The sequence below is a fragment of the Pseudoalteromonas tetraodonis genome, from assembly GCF_002310835.1.
Lineage (GTDB): Bacteria > Pseudomonadota > Gammaproteobacteria > Enterobacterales > Alteromonadaceae > Pseudoalteromonas > Pseudoalteromonas tetraodonis.
This window is the reverse complement of record NZ_CP011042.1, coordinates 68,302-86,401: the sequence shown is the minus strand read 5'-3', so window position 1 is coordinate 86,401 and position 18,100 is coordinate 68,302. Positions and strand designations below refer to the sequence as shown.

At 40.7% G+C, this 18,100-nt stretch carries 12 protein-coding genes; 5 read left to right on the top strand and 7 right to left on the bottom strand.

Translation table 11 applies throughout. From position 1 onward, the window contains the following. Together PTET_RS16205 and PTET_RS16200 are read right to left on the bottom strand one after the other, a co-directional pair. On the bottom strand, window positions 1–654 hold the full coding sequence (locus tag PTET_RS16205) for a thermostable hemolysin (RefSeq protein ID WP_096038959.1): 654 nt from the start codon (window positions 652–654) through the stop codon (window positions 1–3). A gap of 87 nt (window positions 655–741) precedes the next feature. Continuing rightward, window positions 742–2,262: a sensor domain-containing diguanylate cyclase gene (locus PTET_RS16200; RefSeq protein ID WP_096038958.1), complete on the bottom strand. Its 1,521-nt coding sequence runs from the start codon at window positions 2,260–2,262 to the stop codon at window positions 742–744. A gap of 303 nt (window positions 2,263–2,565) precedes the next feature. On the opposite strand from PTET_RS16200, the gene PTET_RS16195 reads away from it, so the two are divergent. From PTET_RS16195 to PTET_RS16185, 3 genes are all read left to right on the top strand, one after another. Continuing rightward, window positions 2,566–4,377, top strand: a complete 1,812-nt coding sequence (locus PTET_RS16195) for a glycoside hydrolase family 3 protein (RefSeq protein ID WP_096038957.1) — start codon at window positions 2,566–2,568, stop codon at window positions 4,375–4,377. Window position 4,378: 1 nt separating this feature from the next. Further along, window positions 4,379–5,113, top strand: a complete 735-nt coding sequence (locus tag PTET_RS16190; RefSeq protein ID WP_096038956.1) for a 5-oxoprolinase subunit PxpA — start codon at window positions 4,379–4,381, stop codon at window positions 5,111–5,113. Between the two features lie 154 nt (window positions 5,114–5,267). Next, entirely contained in the window at window positions 5,268–7,286 is a 2,019-nt protein-coding gene (locus tag PTET_RS16185; protein ID WP_096038955.1) for a S9 family peptidase, read from the top strand. A 737-nt stretch (window positions 7,287–8,023) separates the two neighbouring features. Here the strand turns inward: PTET_RS16185 and PTET_RS16180 are convergent. Continuing rightward, window positions 8,024–9,625, bottom strand: a complete 1,602-nt coding sequence (locus PTET_RS16180) for an isocitrate lyase (RefSeq protein WP_013462827.1) — start codon at window positions 9,623–9,625, stop codon at window positions 8,024–8,026. A 239-nt stretch (window positions 9,626–9,864) separates the two neighbouring features. Here PTET_RS16180 and PTET_RS16175 point away from each other — a divergent pair, with 239 nt between their 5' ends. Next, on the top strand, window positions 9,865–12,042 hold the full coding sequence (locus tag PTET_RS16175; RefSeq protein ID WP_096038954.1) for a malate synthase G: 2,178 nt from the start codon (window positions 9,865–9,867) through the stop codon (window positions 12,040–12,042). Window positions 12,043–12,709: 667 nt separating this feature from the next. On the opposite strand, the gene PTET_RS16170 is transcribed toward PTET_RS16175, so the two are convergent. From PTET_RS16170 to PTET_RS16155, 4 genes are all read right to left on the bottom strand, one after another. Then, complete coding sequence (locus tag PTET_RS16170) at window positions 12,710–13,435, bottom strand: YebC/PmpR family DNA-binding transcriptional regulator (protein WP_013462824.1); 726 nt, start codon at window positions 13,433–13,435, stop codon at window positions 12,710–12,712. 154 nt (window positions 13,436–13,589) lie between these two features. Then, window positions 13,590–14,207, bottom strand: coding sequence for an HAD family hydrolase (locus PTET_RS16165; RefSeq protein ID WP_013462823.1), 618 nt, complete (start codon window positions 14,205–14,207; stop codon window positions 13,590–13,592). Between the two features lie 251 nt (window positions 14,208–14,458). Beyond that, a complete protein-coding gene (locus tag PTET_RS16160) occupies window positions 14,459–14,953 on the bottom strand; it encodes a DUF6702 family protein (RefSeq protein ID WP_016899988.1) in 495 nt (164 codons plus the stop codon). A gap of 2 nt (window positions 14,954–14,955) precedes the next feature. After that, complete coding sequence (locus PTET_RS16155; protein WP_033103223.1) at window positions 14,956–17,400, bottom strand: M1 family metallopeptidase; 2,445 nt, start codon at window positions 17,398–17,400, stop codon at window positions 14,956–14,958. A gap of 427 nt (window positions 17,401–17,827) precedes the next feature. On the opposite strand from PTET_RS16155, the gene PTET_RS16150 reads away from it, so the two are divergent. After that, entirely contained in the window at window positions 17,828–18,064 is a 237-nt protein-coding gene (locus PTET_RS16150) for a hypothetical protein (RefSeq protein WP_013462818.1), read from the top strand. Window positions 18,065–18,100: the final 36 nt, after the last annotated feature.

The window sequence follows — 18,100 nt, the reverse complement described above, 5'->3', positions numbered from 1 at the left end:
TCATACCGTCTCCAGCGCATTGATTAATGCCGTAATGCCATGTGTATTTTGTTGTTTAATATCAAGTAGCATTGGCGTATTAAGTACTTGTAGATGTGCTTGCTCTAAATTAACAATGCATACTGTAGGCTGGTTCGCGTAGTAACTTCCCCAGCTTTTTGGTTGCTCAACAACACTGCTGTTAGCCAATGCAATTTCATTACACGTTACCCCTAATAAACGCAATAAAGCGCGTACATGTTTGGTGGCACAAAAAACCAAATTAGTAGCACCAATAGCTCTTAAAGCTTCATTAACAATAATAAAATGCGATAACGTGGCTTTTCTGTGTGTTGAATAGAGATTACCTAACTCAAACACTTTACTGCGCTGTGTGCCCATTGGTAAAAACTGCTCAATGGGCGCTGCTAAATATTGTTCAATAAATAAAGGAGAAGTAGCGTTTCTAAGCCCTAAAGTGCAATGCCCTTGCTGAGTTTTATACTGACAGAGTAATGGCATAAATGAAGTTAGGCTGGCATTGTACGCAGCTAAAAAGCCTTGTTTTACTGTATCTTCAAGGCGCTGACGGTGTTCATCACATTCTCTGGCGCTCACAAACTGTGTGAACGACTGAAAAAGTGTTGATGATGACTGTTGTTGAGCTAATTGCATAAAAGCATCGCCTGTATTAAATCTATAGGTAGAATTTAATAGGCGAAACTTAAATAAAACTTAAGGTAAATTAATTTTTTAAAAAATTTAATTTAGACTGGCAATAACGGTTTTATTACGGCCCGTTTCTTTTGCATGATAGAGCGCTTTGTCAGCACATTTGTATACTTGATCAATATCATCACTGTGCTGCGGCCATGTAGCAATGCCGATGGAGACATTTATACAACCAACTTTGGCCATCGGTGTATTCGCCACTTCATTACGTAACCGCTCAGCAATAACAAACGCACTATCGCTATTTTCGTTCGGTAATATAAGTAAGAATTCCTCCCCACCAGTTCGCGCGACAATATCATCTTTGCGAGATACTTGCTTGATCACACACGTTAAAGTTTTTAGTACCTCATCGCCCACATCATGGCCAAAAGTGTCATTAACCCGTTTAAAAAAGTCGATATCTATTTCTAGAACCGCAAAGGGGATCTGTTCTTGAATTAATTTATCTAACAATAAATACAAACCTCGCCGATTATGCGCACCAGTTAGCGGATCGGTGAGTGCATCTTGGCGTAATTGCCCCATTTTCGACTGCAGTATATTAACTCCTTCTAACATGGCTGCTTTAAGTTGCTGACTTTCAAAGTACCAAGATTTAATACTTTTAAGATTCGCTACGTTTTGTTGATCAGTCGATAAATTTGCACTGTCAGCTAGGAGCCTAAGTGGCTTAGCAATAAAATGCGCTAACACACCAATCAATACAAAAGTAATTAATACAATTGGTAGCATTCGCTTAAGCACCAGCCCTTGAAAAGTATCTAACGTGGCAAGTGTTGCCGCTTCACTACGCTGGGCAACTACGCCCCAATTAGCAAGTTTAACGGGCGAATATCCAGCAAGCATAGACACGCCTTGGCTATTTAAAACCCGGGTGTATCCATCTTCGCTTTGCAAAACACGCTCTATTACTGGGTTATTAATGACTTGTTCGCCAATCCGCTCAGTCTCAGGATGATAAAGTAAGGTTTTATTATCAGCCACCACATAAAAGTATGCCCCGCCATCGTAACTATGCTGTTTTAATAAGGCGTTTAAAATGCTCTGTTGTTCTAAATAAAAGCTACCACCAATATAGCCATAGTAATTACCCATCTCGTCAAATAAAGGATAAGAAAGTACAACAATTAAGTTATTCGCAAGCGATACATAAGGACGACTAACCAATGGACGCTGTAGTTTAAAGGCTTGTTTAGAATGAGGTGAATTAACGGTTTTATTAATAATATTTAATGAAACAGGTGAGGCCGCTTTAACGACACCTTGCATGTTAATTGCTACCGAATTAAAGCTATGTGTTTGGTTTAAAAGGCGGTTGGTTTCAGCTTGGAGTAACTCAGTATTGGTAATGTCTTTAGCAATAATTTTGGCTGAAAACTCAAGTTGCTGCATCGCAGCTGCTAAAAAGTGATCGGTCGCCGAGGCAAGCTTACTAGCAAATACATGGTTACTTTTGAGAGTATCTTCTATTACCCGTTCTTTTTGTACTTGGTAACTAATGTATAAACCACTGAACAAAATAGCGGCTGTAGCAGTGATAGCTAACAACAGAATTAATTGCCTAAGTTTAAAAGTAAATGGTGATCGAAAACGCAACTTATTATCATCCTAAGCAAATAAAAACGACTGCTATATACTACATATATCCTAAATATAATACAGAAATTAAACTAAGTAGCCTAATTTTTGTTACTTTTGGAATAATAAAATGACATTTATTATATATGTCGGGTTTTGCAGTTAAGCTCAATAATAGTTAAGCTGCATGCACTTTATTTTTATTTAGCCTTGAGGTGTGTGTTGCTAAATAAGTACCTGTTGTCGTCTTCTCTTTTTTTAATCGGATGTTTCATGCCAATAAAATCTTCTTTTGCCGATTCTGCGCTGTCACTTGAACAGCAACTTGGGCAAAAACTTATGCTCGATTTACGCTACTTTTGTCACCAAGGCAGCAGTAAGCGCTGCAGAACAGCATTAACCGAGTTACCAGATACACTAGCCAAAGCGATTAGCCGTTATGATATTGGCGGGGTTATTTTATTTTCTGAAAACACCCAAAGTATTGAACAAATAATTAGCCTTAATCAGCAACTGCAACAAGCTGCGTCTCACTCTAAATCAGGCTTACCGCTTTTCATTTCAATTGACCAAGAAGGTGGACGAGTAGCTCGACTGCCACGTGATGTTGCCACTTCATTTACTGGTAATATGTCAATTGGCGCCACCTACCCTGAGCATGGCACTTATTTCGCAACTCAAACCGCGAATGTTCTTGCCACGGAGCTTTCAGCATTGGGGATTAATGTAAATTACGCGCCAACCGTTGATGTAAACATGAACCCAGACAATCCTGTCATTAATGTCCGCTCTTTTAGTGAAAACCCAAATGATGTAGCAGCATTAGGTGCCGCACAAGTTAGTGAATTTGAAAAAAATGGCATTATTAGCGCACTAAAGCATTTTCCTGGGCATGGCGACACCAATGTAGATAGTCATACCGGCTTGCCTAAAGTGATGCATTCAAAAGAGGTGATTTACGCACAAGATTTAGCGCCCTTTAAACACATTATTGAGCAGCATAGTCCGGGCATGATAATGACCGCGCATATTCAATACCCTGAGCTTGATAGCAGTACGTTGACAAATGTTGATGGCAAACAAATGATCAAGCCCGCGACAATGTCGCGTAAAATCATGACCGATATTCTACGTAAAGAACTTAACTATCAAGGTGTGGTGGTAACCGATGCACTTGATATGGCAGGTATTAGTCACTTTTTTAGTCCAACTCAAGCAATTATAAACACCTTTGCCGCTGGGGTTGATATTGCGCTTATGCCAATAGAGATTAGAACGCCAGATGACATTAAAAAGCTCGATGCTCTCATTGAGTCATTAGTCAGTGCGGTTAAATCAGAGCAACTAAACGCACAGGAAATTGCGCATTCAGCACAGCGTATTACCTCGCTTAAAAGTAAATTTAAATTAAACGCTTCGCCAGATCCCATTAAAGCATTAGCCAATGCTAAGCACATTATTGGTAATAAAGCACATCGCGAATTAGAAGCGTCACTGGCATTAGCGGCGATCACCCAAATAAAAAATAACAACAACACCTTGCCACTTAAGCTTACTGCAGGCCAACACATTCATATTATTATGCCCGATACGCGTAAATGTATGGCCATACAACAAGCCATAATGGCACTGAGCTCACACGCACTAGTTTATAGCTGTAGCAGTTTACAAGGTTTTGACCCTGTTGATGCTCAGCATAATATAAACCAAGCTGATATTATTATTGCCGGAAATGCCACGCCTAATCAAAGCGCGGTGGAAATTGGCGGGATGGATGATTTAGCCGATAACCCAGACTTTGCCCTCAATAACGCAGAGCAACCTAAAGCACTTGAATCATTACTTAAAATGGCTAACAAGCAACAAATACCCACCGTGTTTATTAGTTTGCGAGCCCCTTATGATATTGCTCAGTTTGGCGACTCTGCCGATGCAGTATTAGCTTCATATGCTTATAATATTGACGTAGACAAAAACGAGCAAGTATCTGGGCCTGCGTTTACAGCACTTGCTAAAGTATTACTCGGTCAAGCCCCTGCTAAAGGCAGCTTACCGGTAACTATTAAACAATCAAAGAGCCACTAATATGAAACTCAATTGTGATTTAGGTGAAAGCTTTGGCGCGTGGAAAATGGGGCTTGATGATCAAGTAATGCCGCATATTGATATGGCAAACATTGCCTGTGGTTTTCATGCGGGCGATCCTAGCGTTATGGCCAATACTCTTAAGCTCGCTAAACAGCATAATGTTATGATTGGCGCTCACCCAAGCTACCCCGATAAACAAGGATTTGGCAGACGCTCAATGAACCTGAGTGTGGCCGAGCTCACTCAGTGTTTACACTACCAAATAGCTGCTCTTGATGGCATGGCAAAGGCACAAGGGTTAACCCTTCGTTATGTCAAACCCCATGGTGCGCTTTACAACGACATGATGAAACACCAGCCACTACTTAGTGCTGTGATGGGCGCGGTTGCCAGTTACCCTGCTGATCTAAAATTAATGATACTGGCCACGGCCGATGCTAAACACCACCATACAATGGCACGTCACCTTGGACTAACGCTTGTTTTAGAAGCGTTCGCAGACAGGCTATATACAGATCAAGGGCACCTCGTAGCACGAAATATAGCAGGCAGTGTGCATGATAAAGCAGCATTATTGGCTCAGGTTAAACAGCTTTTAACTAGTAACAGTGTGACTACCCAGTCAGGAAAATCGTTAAAACTTAACGTCGATAGTATTTGTGTGCACGGTGATAACGCCCAAGGTGTTGCGCTTATTGAAGACATTAAGGCTCTTTGTAGCGCAAGCGTATAACTTCCTCTAAGCTGTAAACCCCCTTTACAGCTTTTACTTTCTTTTATCACCTTCATTCATTGGTAGTTTTAAATACTGGCTTCGTCGCATCTGACTGTTAATTATACCTCTCCTACCCTATAAATAGAGCAGTGATTTAAAACAGGGATAAATAATGAAAACGCTTTTAGCTATGAGTCTTATACTGGGCAGCAGTCAATTAGCTGTTGCCAATACCGATACATTACAACTTCAAGATATCTTCAATCTTGAATATGCCAACCAAATAGACATAACAGAAGACGGTAAAACCGTGTATTTTGTCCGCAACCGCATGGATATTAAAACCGACCGTAAAGTAGGCAATATTTGGTCTGTTGATTACAGCACTGGGCAACTACAACCATTAACTTCTGGTGTATATATGGATTACTCGCCAGTAGTCTCTCCTGACGGACAGCGACTTGCTTTCATATCAAACCGAGATGGTAGCAACCAAATATATATTAAATGGTTAAAAACAGGGGCTATCGCTAAGGTTAGTAATTTAACTAGCAATCCAAGCTCACTAACTTGGACTCCTGATTCAAACCAGCTGGTGTTTAGTATGTTTGTTCCAATGGCGGCGTCTGCGCCTGTCAGCTTACCTGGAAAACCAAAAGGTGCCACGTGGGCAGAGCCTGCTAAATATATTGACGATGTTTATTATCGTGCCGATGGAGGGGGTTATACTGAAAAAGGGTTTAGTCAATTATTTACACTTGATGCCAATGGCGGTAATGCTCAACAACTCACCAACGATAATTTTAATAATGGTGGTGAAGTCAGCTTTAGTAAAGACGGTAAAACTTTGTATTTTTCTGCTAATCGCAATGAAAATAATGAATTGAAGCCCACTAACACTGAGGTATATCAACTCAATTTAGACTCGCTAGCCATTCTCCCTCTAACTGAGCGTAATGGGCCTGATCAACAACCTAAAGTGTCACCCGATGGCAAATACCTTGCCTATACAGGGTATGACGACAAGCGTACTAATTACGAAAACACCCAACTCTATATTCGCGATTTAATAACAGGGAATACTCACAGCCTAACCACCGATTTTGATAGAAGTGTTGGTCAAATTAAGTGGAGCGCGAACTCAAAAGGGCTTTATTTTAGCTATGCCGATGAAGGGCAAACTGCGCTGGCTTATCAACCTCGAAGTGGCAAACGCAAAGTGATTACCGAAAAAATAGGTAGCGTGGCGTTTGGGCGTCCTTATTCTGGTGGTGATTTTGATATTAGTGAAAATGGTCATGTTGCATTTACCTTGGCCGATACCCAGCGCCCTGCTGATGTAGCCACAATAAAGCGTGGTAAAGCGCAGCGCTTAACCGATTTAAATTCTGATGCACTCGCAACCAAGCAACTCGCTGAGGTTGAAGAATTATGGCTTAAATCAAGCCACGATGAGCTGCCAATACAAGGCTGGGTTGCTTACCCACCGGGTTTTGATAAATCAAAAAAATACCCACTAGTGCTTGAAATTCATGGCGGCCCTGTCGCTAATTATGGCCCCCACTTTAGTGCCGAAGTACAACTATTTGCCGCTAAAGGGAACGTGGTTTTATACATGAACCCACGTGGTAGTGATTCATACGGTAAAGAGTTTGCGCAAACCATTCATCATAATTACCCAAGCAATGACTACGATGATTTAATGACGGGTGTTGATGCGCTTATTGCAAAAGGGTTTATTGATGAATCTAAGTTATTTGTAACCGGTGGCTCTGGCGGCGGTGCATTAACAGCGTGGATTGTAGGTCATACAGATCGTTTTGCTGCAGCCGTGGTTGCCAAACCGGTGATAAATTGGATCAGCTTTGTACTCACTGCCGATTTTTATCCATTCTTTGCTGACTATTGGTTCCCAGGTAAACCATGGGATCATATTGAGCATTACATGAAACGCTCACCCATCAGTTATGTAGGTAATGTTAAAACCCCGACCATGTTACTCACGGGTGAGGCAGACTACCGTACGCCTATTTCAGAAACAGAGCAGTTTTATCAAGCCTTAAAATTGCAGGGGGTTGATACCGCGATGGTGCGTATTCCAAACGCTTCGCATGGTATTACTGCCCGTCCATCTAACTTAATGACCAAAGTGGCATATATTCAATGGTGGTTTGATAAGCATTCGAAATAAAACGCAGAGTTATGAGTGACGAGCTATATAAGCTCGTTGCTCGAAGCTCGAAGCTCGAAGCTCGAAGCTCGAAGCTCGAAGCTCGAAGCTCACAAGTGTAAACCCCCTTTACAGCAATAATGTAAGTAACCCCTTACATACTCAAACTAAATATCGGACTTAGCTTCAGACTGAGTTGGTAAAAAATCGGTTTATAGAAGAAATAGTGCTGTGAGTTAGTAAAAAATCGGTTTGAGTCACTGTTTATAAGCCCTCAGTTAGTAAAAAAAGGTTTTATAAGCTGCAGCAGTTAGTAAAAAATCGGTTTATTACTCTCTCGATACCTGCCTAAAACCTTTAAATTAATCGTTTAAGTGGCCAAATTGTGGGTTAGAAAGACAAATACCCCCCTTTAATAATAAAAAATGGCCGTTATTAGCATGGTTAGTTAAAATCTGATCTGTATTAAGAGCAGCTAGTTAAATCGTGATCTGCTTTCAGTATGTTAGTTAAACTCTGATCTATATGTGGTAAAAAGCGGGTAATTTATTGTGCTTACCAGTGTCAAAGCGTAATCAACATAAAGCCCTCACAGCCGAGCATAAACATCCTTTAAATTTATTTACACTTTTAACCTGCATTGCATTGAAAAATCTCACTAACCAAATGGCTAGTAAAATACTGATCTATTAAATTTTGCCTTTATGCAAGCATAAAAAAAGGGCCTTGCGGCCCTTAAGTAACACTATCTAGTTGAATTAAAATTGGTTCATGGTGTTAGCTTCACCACCGGCTTTAAGTGCATTCTCACCTGAGAAGTACTCTTTGTGTGTATCACCAATGTTTGAGCCTGCAAGGTCTTGGTGTTTAACAGACGCTTGCTCACGACGGATTTCTTGACGCTGTACATCACGTACATAAGCCAGCATACCTAAGTCACCAAAGTAACCTTCAGATAGAATATCTGTGCTTAATGCTGCTGTGTGGTACGTTGGTAACGTGATTAGGTGGTGGAAAATACCCGCTTCACGTGCACCATCGCGTTGGAAGTTTTGTACTAATAAGTCAGCAGCTGCTGCAAGCTCTGTTGCATCCATTTCTGGAGCCATAAGCGCTTTGTTATCATCAAGACTTGGGTAAGCGCTCAGGTCACGACCTTCTTCCTGCCATTCTTGGTATACTTGCTCACGGAACTTCAGCGTCCAGTTGAACGATGGTGAGTTGTTGTATACTAATTTAGCATCTGGTACTTGCTCTTTTACGCGATTAACGAGTTCAGCAATTTGTTTTACATGTGGTTTTTCTGTTTCAATCCACAGTAAATCCGCACCTGACTGTAGGCTCGTTACACAATCTAGTACTACACGGTCTTTTTCAGTGCCTTCGCGGAACTGGTATAAACCATTGTCTAGGCGTGTTGGCTTACAAAGCTGACCATTAAGCTTCATTGCTGTTTCGCCTTCATTTAAGTCATCAACACTGTTTACTGGGGTTGTTTCTAAAAATGCATTGTATTGGCTTGCTAAGTCACCTGGTTTTTTTGAAACCGGTACTTTTTGCGTAAGGCTTGCACCTAGTGAATCGGTACGCGCAACGATAATACCGTTATCAATACCTAGCTCTAGGAACGCGTAACGCACTGCATTAATTTTTGCTAAAAAGTCTTCATGTGGAACCGTCACTTTACCTGCTTGGTGACCACATTGCTTAGCATCTGATACTTGGTTTTCGATTTGGATAGCACATGCACCCGCTTCAATCATCTTTTTAGCTAGTAGGTAAGTTGCTTCTTCGTTACCAAAACCGGCATCAATGTCAGCAATAATTGGTACAACGTGCGTTTCAAAGTTATCAATTTTGTTAAGTACTGCTTGAACGTCGCCGCCGTTTGCTTTTGCGTCGTCTAGTTCATTAAATAAGTGGTCAAGTTCACGTGCATCCGCTTGCTTTAAGAAGGTATAGATTTCTTCGATAAGTGCCGGTACTGATGTTTTTTCATGCATACTTTGATCTGGAAGAGGACCAAACTCAGAGCGAAGCGCTGCAACCATCCAACCGCTTAGGTATACGTAACTGCGCTTAGTTGTTTTTTGATGGCGCTTAATTGCCATCATCATTTGTTGGGCAGTAAAACCATGCCAACAACCTAAAGACTGTGTGTACTGGCTTGTGTCTTTATCGTATGCAGCCATGTCTTCACGCATGATGTCTGCTGTAAATTGTGCAATATCAACACCAGAGCGAAAACGATTTTGTAAACGCATACGTGTTGCGTATTCAGGATTAATTGTTTTCCATGCACTGCCTTGTGATTGGCATAATGTTGCTAGTGTATCTGTTTCGCCTTGATATGTTGTCATAATAAAGTCCTTCGAACGGGTATTAATATTTATTGTTGAGAGAGTGACTACATCACGTTAGCTCTGTAGCGCTTAATTAAACATTAGGCTTATTTTTTAGATTTAGTAAATTTATAGTTTTTATTACGGCTATACATATAGTGAATGACTAAAAAGCATTCAAAGCCACTTTTTTGCGATATGGTAGGTGTACGCATATAAAAAATTGCACACTGTCGGACCGTTTAAGGATATTAATTATGAGCCACACTCTCACCCATTCAGGACTCAGCGTTGATAAGCAACTTGCTGAATTTGTTAAAAAACAATTATTACCTGGTACCCATCTTGATGAACACCAGTTTTGGAAAAGCTTTGCCAACATAGTGCAAACACTTACACCATTGAACAAATCACTACTGGCTAAGCGTGAACAGCTACAAAAGCAAATTGATGACTACCACCTTGCAAATAAAAATGCTGACCAAGCTCAGTATCAAGCGTTTTTAAAAGATATTGGCTACCTAGTTGATGAGCCTGAAAACTTTAGTATTGAAACTCAAAATGTAGAGCCAGAAATAGCGCTGACTGCAGGGCCACAGCTAGTGGTGCCGGTTAGTAATGCACGCTTTGCACTTAATGCAGCTAATGCACGTTGGGGGTCGTTGTACGATGCTTTATATGGAACCGATGTATTAAGCGAAGACGACGGCGCCGAAAAAGGCAGCCAATACAACCCTGTTCGTGGCTTTAAAGTAATGGCTTACGCAAGGCAGTTTTTAGACAAAGCATTACCGCTTGAAAATGGCTCGCATATTGAAAGTACTAACTATTCTATTGTTGACGGCGCCCTTGCTATTACCCTGCGCGACAGTTCGCACACCACACTTAAAAACCCTGAGCAACTGATTGGCTATCAGGGTGAAGCACAAAACCCGAGTGTTATTTTACTTAAAAACAATGGATTGCATATTGAGCTGCAAATAGACCATCACCACCCTATTGGTCAAGCTGATAAAGCAGGGTTAAAAGATGTGGTGCTAGAAGCCGCACTAACAACCATTATGGACTGTGAAGACTCGGTTGCCGCAGTGGATGCAGAAGATAAAGCACAAGTTTACAAAAACTGGCTTGGTTTAATGCAAGGCAACTTGGTTGAAACGTTTAGAAAAGGCGACAAAATGGTCGACCGCACGTTACAAGCTGACCGACAATATACAGGTCTTGATGGCCAAAAACTGACCCTCAAAGGGCGCAGTATGATGTTTGTGCGTAACGTGGGACATTTAATGACAAATCCAGCCATTACCGATGTAAGCGGCAATGATGTGTTTGAAGGCATTATGGATGCCATGTTCACCGCAACAGCTGCTTTGCACGATTTAAACACTAAAAACACGATTAAAAATTCAACCGCGCAAAGTATTAATATTGTAAAACCGAAAATGCATGGCCCTGATGAAGTCGCCTTTGCTAATACTTTATTTGGTATGGTTGAAGAGGCACTGAGCTTGCCTAAAAACACCCTTAAAATGGGTATTATGGATGAAGAACGTCGAACATCAGCCAACTTAAAAGCATGTATTCATGCAGCAAAAGAGCGTGTTGTGTTTATTAACACTGGCTTTTTAGACCGCACTGGCGATGAAATTCATACCTCAATGCAAGCGGGTGTTGTGCTGCCGAAAGCGGCTATTAAAGCACAGCCTTGGATCAGCGCTTACGAAGATCGCAACGTTGATATTGGCCTAGCCTGTGGCTTAAGCCATAAAGCGCAAATTGGTAAAGGTATGTGGGCAATGCCAGATAAAATGGCGATGATGATGGAGCAAAAAATAGCGCACCCTCAATCTGGCGCAAATACCGCTTGGGTGCCCTCCCCTACTGCCGCCACATTACACGCAATGCATTATCATGATGTTGATGTATTTAGCCTGCAGCAAAGCATTGCCACGCGTCAAATAGCAAGCCTAGAGAGCTTACTTACACCGCCGCTCATGCCAAACCCTGAAACGCTATCAAAAGAAGATATTCAAAGCGAGCTTGAAAACAACGCGCAAGGTATTTTAGGCTACGTAGTACGTTGGATTGACCAAGGAATAGGCTGCTCTAAAGTGCCTGACATTAATCATATTGGTTTAATGGAAGACAGAGCCACCTTACGTATTTCAAGCCAACATATCGCCAACTGGCTACATCATGGTGTATGTAGCAAAGAGCAAGTACAAAAAGTGATGGCAAAAATGGCTAAGGTTGTTGATGGCCAAAACGAGCATGACAGCCTTTACACGCCAATGGCAACTAATGAGCAGACATTAGCTAAAAGTATTGCGTATCAAGCTGCTTTAGCACTGGTATTTGAAGGGGTTAGCCAACCGAGCGGTTACACAGAGCCGCTACTACACAGCTACCGCTTGAAATATAAAGCACAGCACTAACTTAAAACTTAACCTAAAAATAAAAAAATCAGCTTTACTAGGGTCTGTTGACCTTTCAAGGTTAAATTTGCAGCAGTCTGTTTGGTATTTAGGCAAGGCAGAGCCTATCTATACCCAAATTACCTTAATCTGCGAGTTTCAGTTGGAATTAAAAGCTATTTTGACAAGGCATTGATTGAAAATAATGGTTATTCCCTTGTTAAAATCAATAACGCAGCATAAATAGCTTTTAAACCAACCCGTAGGGCGTTTCACAGGAACTTACTCCCTTCGTTGTTCCTTTTTAAAAGGGAGGACCATTATTGCAAAGGGAACGCCTTGATATTAAGTCCCTGTGAAACGCTGAATTCTGTATATTAAGGCAATTTGGGTATAATGTGGTTATTCCCCATAAATAGGCGATAACGCAGCATCAATGCCAAACAGGCGCTGCCCTTCGGGTTCTGCCTAGGGGCGATTTACTCTTTGTTGCCTACATGGATGTAGGTAAGGGGCGTGAGCAGGACGCGGAAGCTTTGCTCGGTTTTTACTTAGCCCACTAGGTTACAAACCTCGCGCCGCGATTAAACCGCCCCTAGTTTGAACAAATTTTAATCCGCAAAGGTCAACAGACCCTAAGCTAATTTTTATAACGCTAGTGAATAATCACTATTCAAATCACTACGAATTAATTTTTAATGGTCGCGTTGTGATAAACATTTTGTACGTCATCGCAATCTTCAAGCATATTGATAAATTTATCAAAGTTGGCAATAACTTCTTCATCAGTGATTTCAACATGTACTTGTGGCACAAAGGTAATTTCATCAACTTCAAAGTTAATGCCTTCAAATGCCTCTTCCAGTGCCGTTTTAGCTTTAAAATACTCAGTATGCGGTGCAAACACCGATACCTTGCCATCTTCGGCTTCTACATCGGTTACATCAACGTCAGCCATCATGAGGGCTTCTAACACAACTTCGTCGTCATCGCCTGCAAATCCTAAAACAGCAAGGTGATCAAACATATGTGCAACACACCCAGGTGTACCTATTTTTGAATCTGTTTTAGTAAACGGTAAACGTACATCTTTAATTGTGCGGTTTGGGTTGTCGGTTAAACAGTCAACAATCACCATACAATTACCAGGGCCGTAACCCTCGTAACGGGCTGAAGAGTAATCTTCCCCTGCCCCACCGGCTGCTTTTTCAATTGCTTTTTCGATTACGTGCGCAGGAACTTGGTCTTTTTTTGCTTTTTCAATTAAGCGGCGCAATGTTTGATTTACATCGGGATCAGGTTCACCACTTTTGGCTGCAACGTAAATTTCTTTACCGTACTTCGAATTTACTTTAGTTTTTGCGTTGGCTGTTTTAGCCATCGAACTTTTGCGGACTTCAAATGCTCTGCCCATCTTGTGCCTCTATTGAATACATTTGGTTTGCGATATTTTACCAATTCAAACCGTATTGGGCTAGTGGTTCAACATGCTATGCTGTGCAAAAGCAGCTGGGTATTAATTTAAATAATACCCATTATGTTATTAAACAAATAAAACAAAGCTCAATTTAACATAACTCAACTTTTTCAGCGTAATTGTCAATTAATGACACCAACTCATCAAATGCATGAATAACAAAATCGGCTTGTTCGGCATACCCGGGGGTCACATCAGGTGCATACAAACAGGCACGCATATTAGCATTGTGCGCCGCTTGTATGTCGTATAAATAATCACCAACATAAATCACATTATCAACCGGCATTTCCCATTGAGTTGCAACCGTTAATAAAGCGCTCGGATCGGGTTTTGCTGGTGCGTCTGTTCGGGTGAGTACTGTTTCTATTGGTAGCGGGTTATTCTGTAACTTTAATGTCGCCGCCTTATCAAAATTACGTGTAACAATGGCCATAGGTATGTTTTTAGCTTGTAGCGCTTTAACAGCCTCTACAACGCCAGGTAGAAGCTTAGCCGATTGTGCATCTAACAACTCATGCTGATGCACTATATTCATTGCTTCTTCACGCATATAGGGGGAAGGCAATTGTTCTATGTAATCGAGTAAGTCTTGCTCTGCAGGGCAACCTACTTGGGCTTTTATCAATGAAAAGTTTAATTCTGAAGATACTAAAGTTCCATCTAAATCAAAAATAACACCTTTGATTGCCTCAATTTGCGTTTTCATTTCATTCCTTGCGCTAAATAATTAGCTCAGTATGCTAGGTTTGGCTTAGGTTATCTAAACCTTTAATAAAAAGTATATCAATAAACATATAAAAAACAGCTCAGTCCATTGAAATTTAATTATAGTTCATTTGATAACGTAATAGTTTGGGTTTGTATAACTGGTATAGTAAAGACTTTACGATGCAATTAATTAACTCGATCAGCTATAAAGGAAAGTGCGCACCCTCTAAAGGTGCGCAATAATAGTGGTTATTTCGGCTCAAATTTCGCTTCAAGCCAGGTATCGTCTTGGCTAAAGTTTAAGGTTTTTATCTGTCCTCGCCCTTCAACATTCACCATATTCACTTGTGCAGGCCACAAATCACGCAGTGCACCATGACTCATTCTAATACCCTCAATCTCATCGGGAATAGCAGCTTCTTGGTACACCCAAAAAAACTTACCATCCACTTGTGCACCTACATAATTAAGGGTGAGGGGCTCACCGCTCAAGGTTTGTAAGGCAACATGAGATTCAACATACTTGGCAAAACGTTTTTGGTCACGCTTGTTACTCATAATATCCACTTTGCCTTTAAACAAGTTACCAACAGCATGCTCTGTGTCATGTAAATAAAAACGATGCATCAATTCAATATTGTGCGTACGCTGATTAAATAACACCGTTGTAACGGATGATTTTAATTGATGCGCCATACTTGGCGCAGCAATTAAAAAACAAACAATAATAAGCAAAAAACGCATTATTATTGATCCTCGTCGTTATTTTTTTCGTCTTTTGGCTCGTCTTTTTTCAGCTCTGTTTTGATATCTTGCATAATATCGCGGCTTACTTTTGCCTTACTCTTTTCACGTTTATACACTTCAATACGCGAAGGAATAATACGACGTGGGTAGTGGTTATTTTCTACATCAACATCTGCTGTTTCCCAGCCTGGATCAACCGTTACTGAGGTAAGCGGTTTGTTTTTGTCGGTAATAATCAGCTTTTGTACGTTTTTGTGATTACGACGCCAAATTTCTGCAGGAATATAACGTTCCTCTTTAGTGCCATCTTCATACGTTAGCTCTAAAAGAATTGGCATCACTAAGCCACCGAGGTTTGAAAACTCCATCACGTAGTAGTTTTTGTCTTCTTCTAGCGCGCGATCAAGTGTTTTACGCTCCCACGGCTTTAAGCCTTTTAAAAACTTATTGTACGTATTACGCTCTTTGTTTGTAACGGTAAAGCGATCGTTTTCGTCATAAAAATCTGTCACATCTGGATTTTGTTCAACCCACGTTTTTTTACCTTCAGCGCGATTACGCTCAACAAATAATGAACTTGGCTTATCAGCTTCAATATCACGTAAACGTTTAAAGTCGATATCTGGATTTTTGGTGTCTAAACGTAATTGATATACTTTATCAAGCGAGATATCAACATGGTCTGTGGTGTAGAACCAACCACGCCAGAACCAATCTAAATCAACACCTGAGGCTTCTTCCATAGTACGGAAAAAATCAGCGGGAGTAGGGCGTTTATACTTCCAGCGCTGAGCGTACTCTTTAAAGGCAAAATCAAATAATTCACGCCCTAAAATCACTTCACGTAAAATATTTAATGCCGCAGCAGGTTTAGTATAGGCATTAGGACCTAAACGTAGCACGCTGTCTGATTGCGTCATAATAGGCACTTGAGTCTCTGACTTCATGTAAGCAACAATGTCACGTGGTTCAACGCCCCATGGAATGGTTGGATCCCATTCACGCCCAGCAACACCGTCTAAAAAGCTATTTAAGCCTTCATCCATCCAAGTCCATTGGCGCTCATCTGAGTTTACAATCATTGGGAAGTAGATATGACCTACCTCATGGATAACAACACCAATTAAAAAGCGTTTTTCTGCTTGAGAGTAAGTGCGTGTACCATCGTCTTGTAAATCTGTACGTGGGCCATTAAAAGTGATCATTGGGTATTCCATACCCCCTACAGGGCCATTAACTGACTGCGCAGTTGGGTATGGGTAATCAAATGAATACTGTGAATACACTTCCATCGTGTGTACAACCGCTTCAGTTGAGTATTTCTTCCATAAGTCGCCACCTTCTTTAGGGAAGAACGACATCGCCATAACGAGTGGTTGTTCATCACCACCTTGCTGGTAACCTTTAGCATCCCACATAAATTTACGTGATGATGCCCAAGCAAAGTCACGAACATTTTCTGCTTTAAAATGCCATGTTTTTGTTTTGTCTGTACCGGCTTTTTCGTTTTCGAGCGCTTCTTCTTCGGTAACAACAAACACAGGGCGTTTTGCTGTTTCAGCTTCTTTTAAACGCTTGCGCTGAGTGCTGGTCAATACCGAGCTTGGGTTATCAAGCTTACCAGTTGCCGATACAATATGATCCGCAGGAACCGTAATTTCAACATCGTAGTCACCAAACTCTAAAGTGAACTCACCACTGCCTAAAAACGGTTTGTTTGTCCATGCTTCGTAATCGGTGTAAGCCGCTAAGCGAGGAAACCACTGTGCAACTAAAAAAATATCGTTACCGTCTTCTTCAAAATGCTCGTAACCTGCACGTGCGCCTACCGCGTCTTCTTCAACGAGGTTAAACGCAAAGTCCATACTAAACTCAACATCTTTACCGGGTTTAAGTGGCGTATTTAAATCAATGCGCATTAAGGTATCAACCACAGTCACGCGCAGCGCTTTACCATCTTCATCTTTAACATTGCTGATGGTGTAACCCAGTTCATTATCGTCCATAAATTGCTGACGACGTAAATCACCTAAGCTTAACTTAGCTGGTTTTGCATCTGGTTCGTTTTGTAGGGTACTTTTAAATGTTTGCGTGGTTTCTGCAATTGAGTCATTTTTAAAAATATTTTGATCAAGCTGAAGCCATAAATACTTTAATGTATGCGGAGAGTTATTTTTATATTCAATTGTTTGACTCCCCGTTAAGCGACGCTTTTGCTCATCAAGCTTTACATCAATATCGTAATCAACGCGTTGTTGCCAATAATTTTCAGCAGGGGCACCAGCTGCACTGCGGTAAACGTTAGGCGTAGGTAAAGCTTCATCTAGTTGACGAAACTTATCAACATAGCTGCCTTTAGTTTGCTCAACAGATGAGGCAAGCACAGAGCTTGCCATTGCCAAAGGCAATACAAACGCGCTCAGTGTAAATAAATTTTTCTTCATTGTTAATCCTGATCGATTTTAGTAACGCTACTGTGACAAATTTACAGCTTAGCTTCAATAAAATAGCGATAAAACCCTGCTTTTATAGGGTGATATTCCCCACCTTTTTGTAAATACAATAAATAGCGTTTTATACAACAAAAAAGAACGGACATTTCGTCAGAAATTGAATAAAAAACAAAGGCAATTAATACGCTAAACAAAACTGTAAAGGGGGTTTACAAAATAGACTGGCTATCACTAAAAGTAGAGATAAAAGCAAAAAACACAGCTATTTTCATTAAAAAAGCTAAATAACGCAGTTTTAGGTTGATCTTTACTATGGTTTGTAATTAGAATCGCCCACTTTTTTAATTTGAGAGCATTTTTTTAGCGTTTCTCTCAAATATTTTTTGTTCTAACTAGTCGTAACAAGTGTGGTGAGTTTATGGATTTTTATGTCCTAAAAAAGCAGCAAAAACTAATTGCAATACCAGCAGACGTGCAAAATTGTAAGCAGTATATAAACTCGGGTTATCTGTATATTGATAAAGTCGCTGCATGTAATGAAACTAATGCACTGCAAGTATTACAAGCTAAAAAAGCCAAAGCATTAAAGTGGCCTTTAACAATCGCGCTCGCTGCTTTGCCCGTTATTTTTATAGCTTGGTATACTTTAACCTAAAGCGATACTTGCATCTTTAATTGCCTTGGGTATATT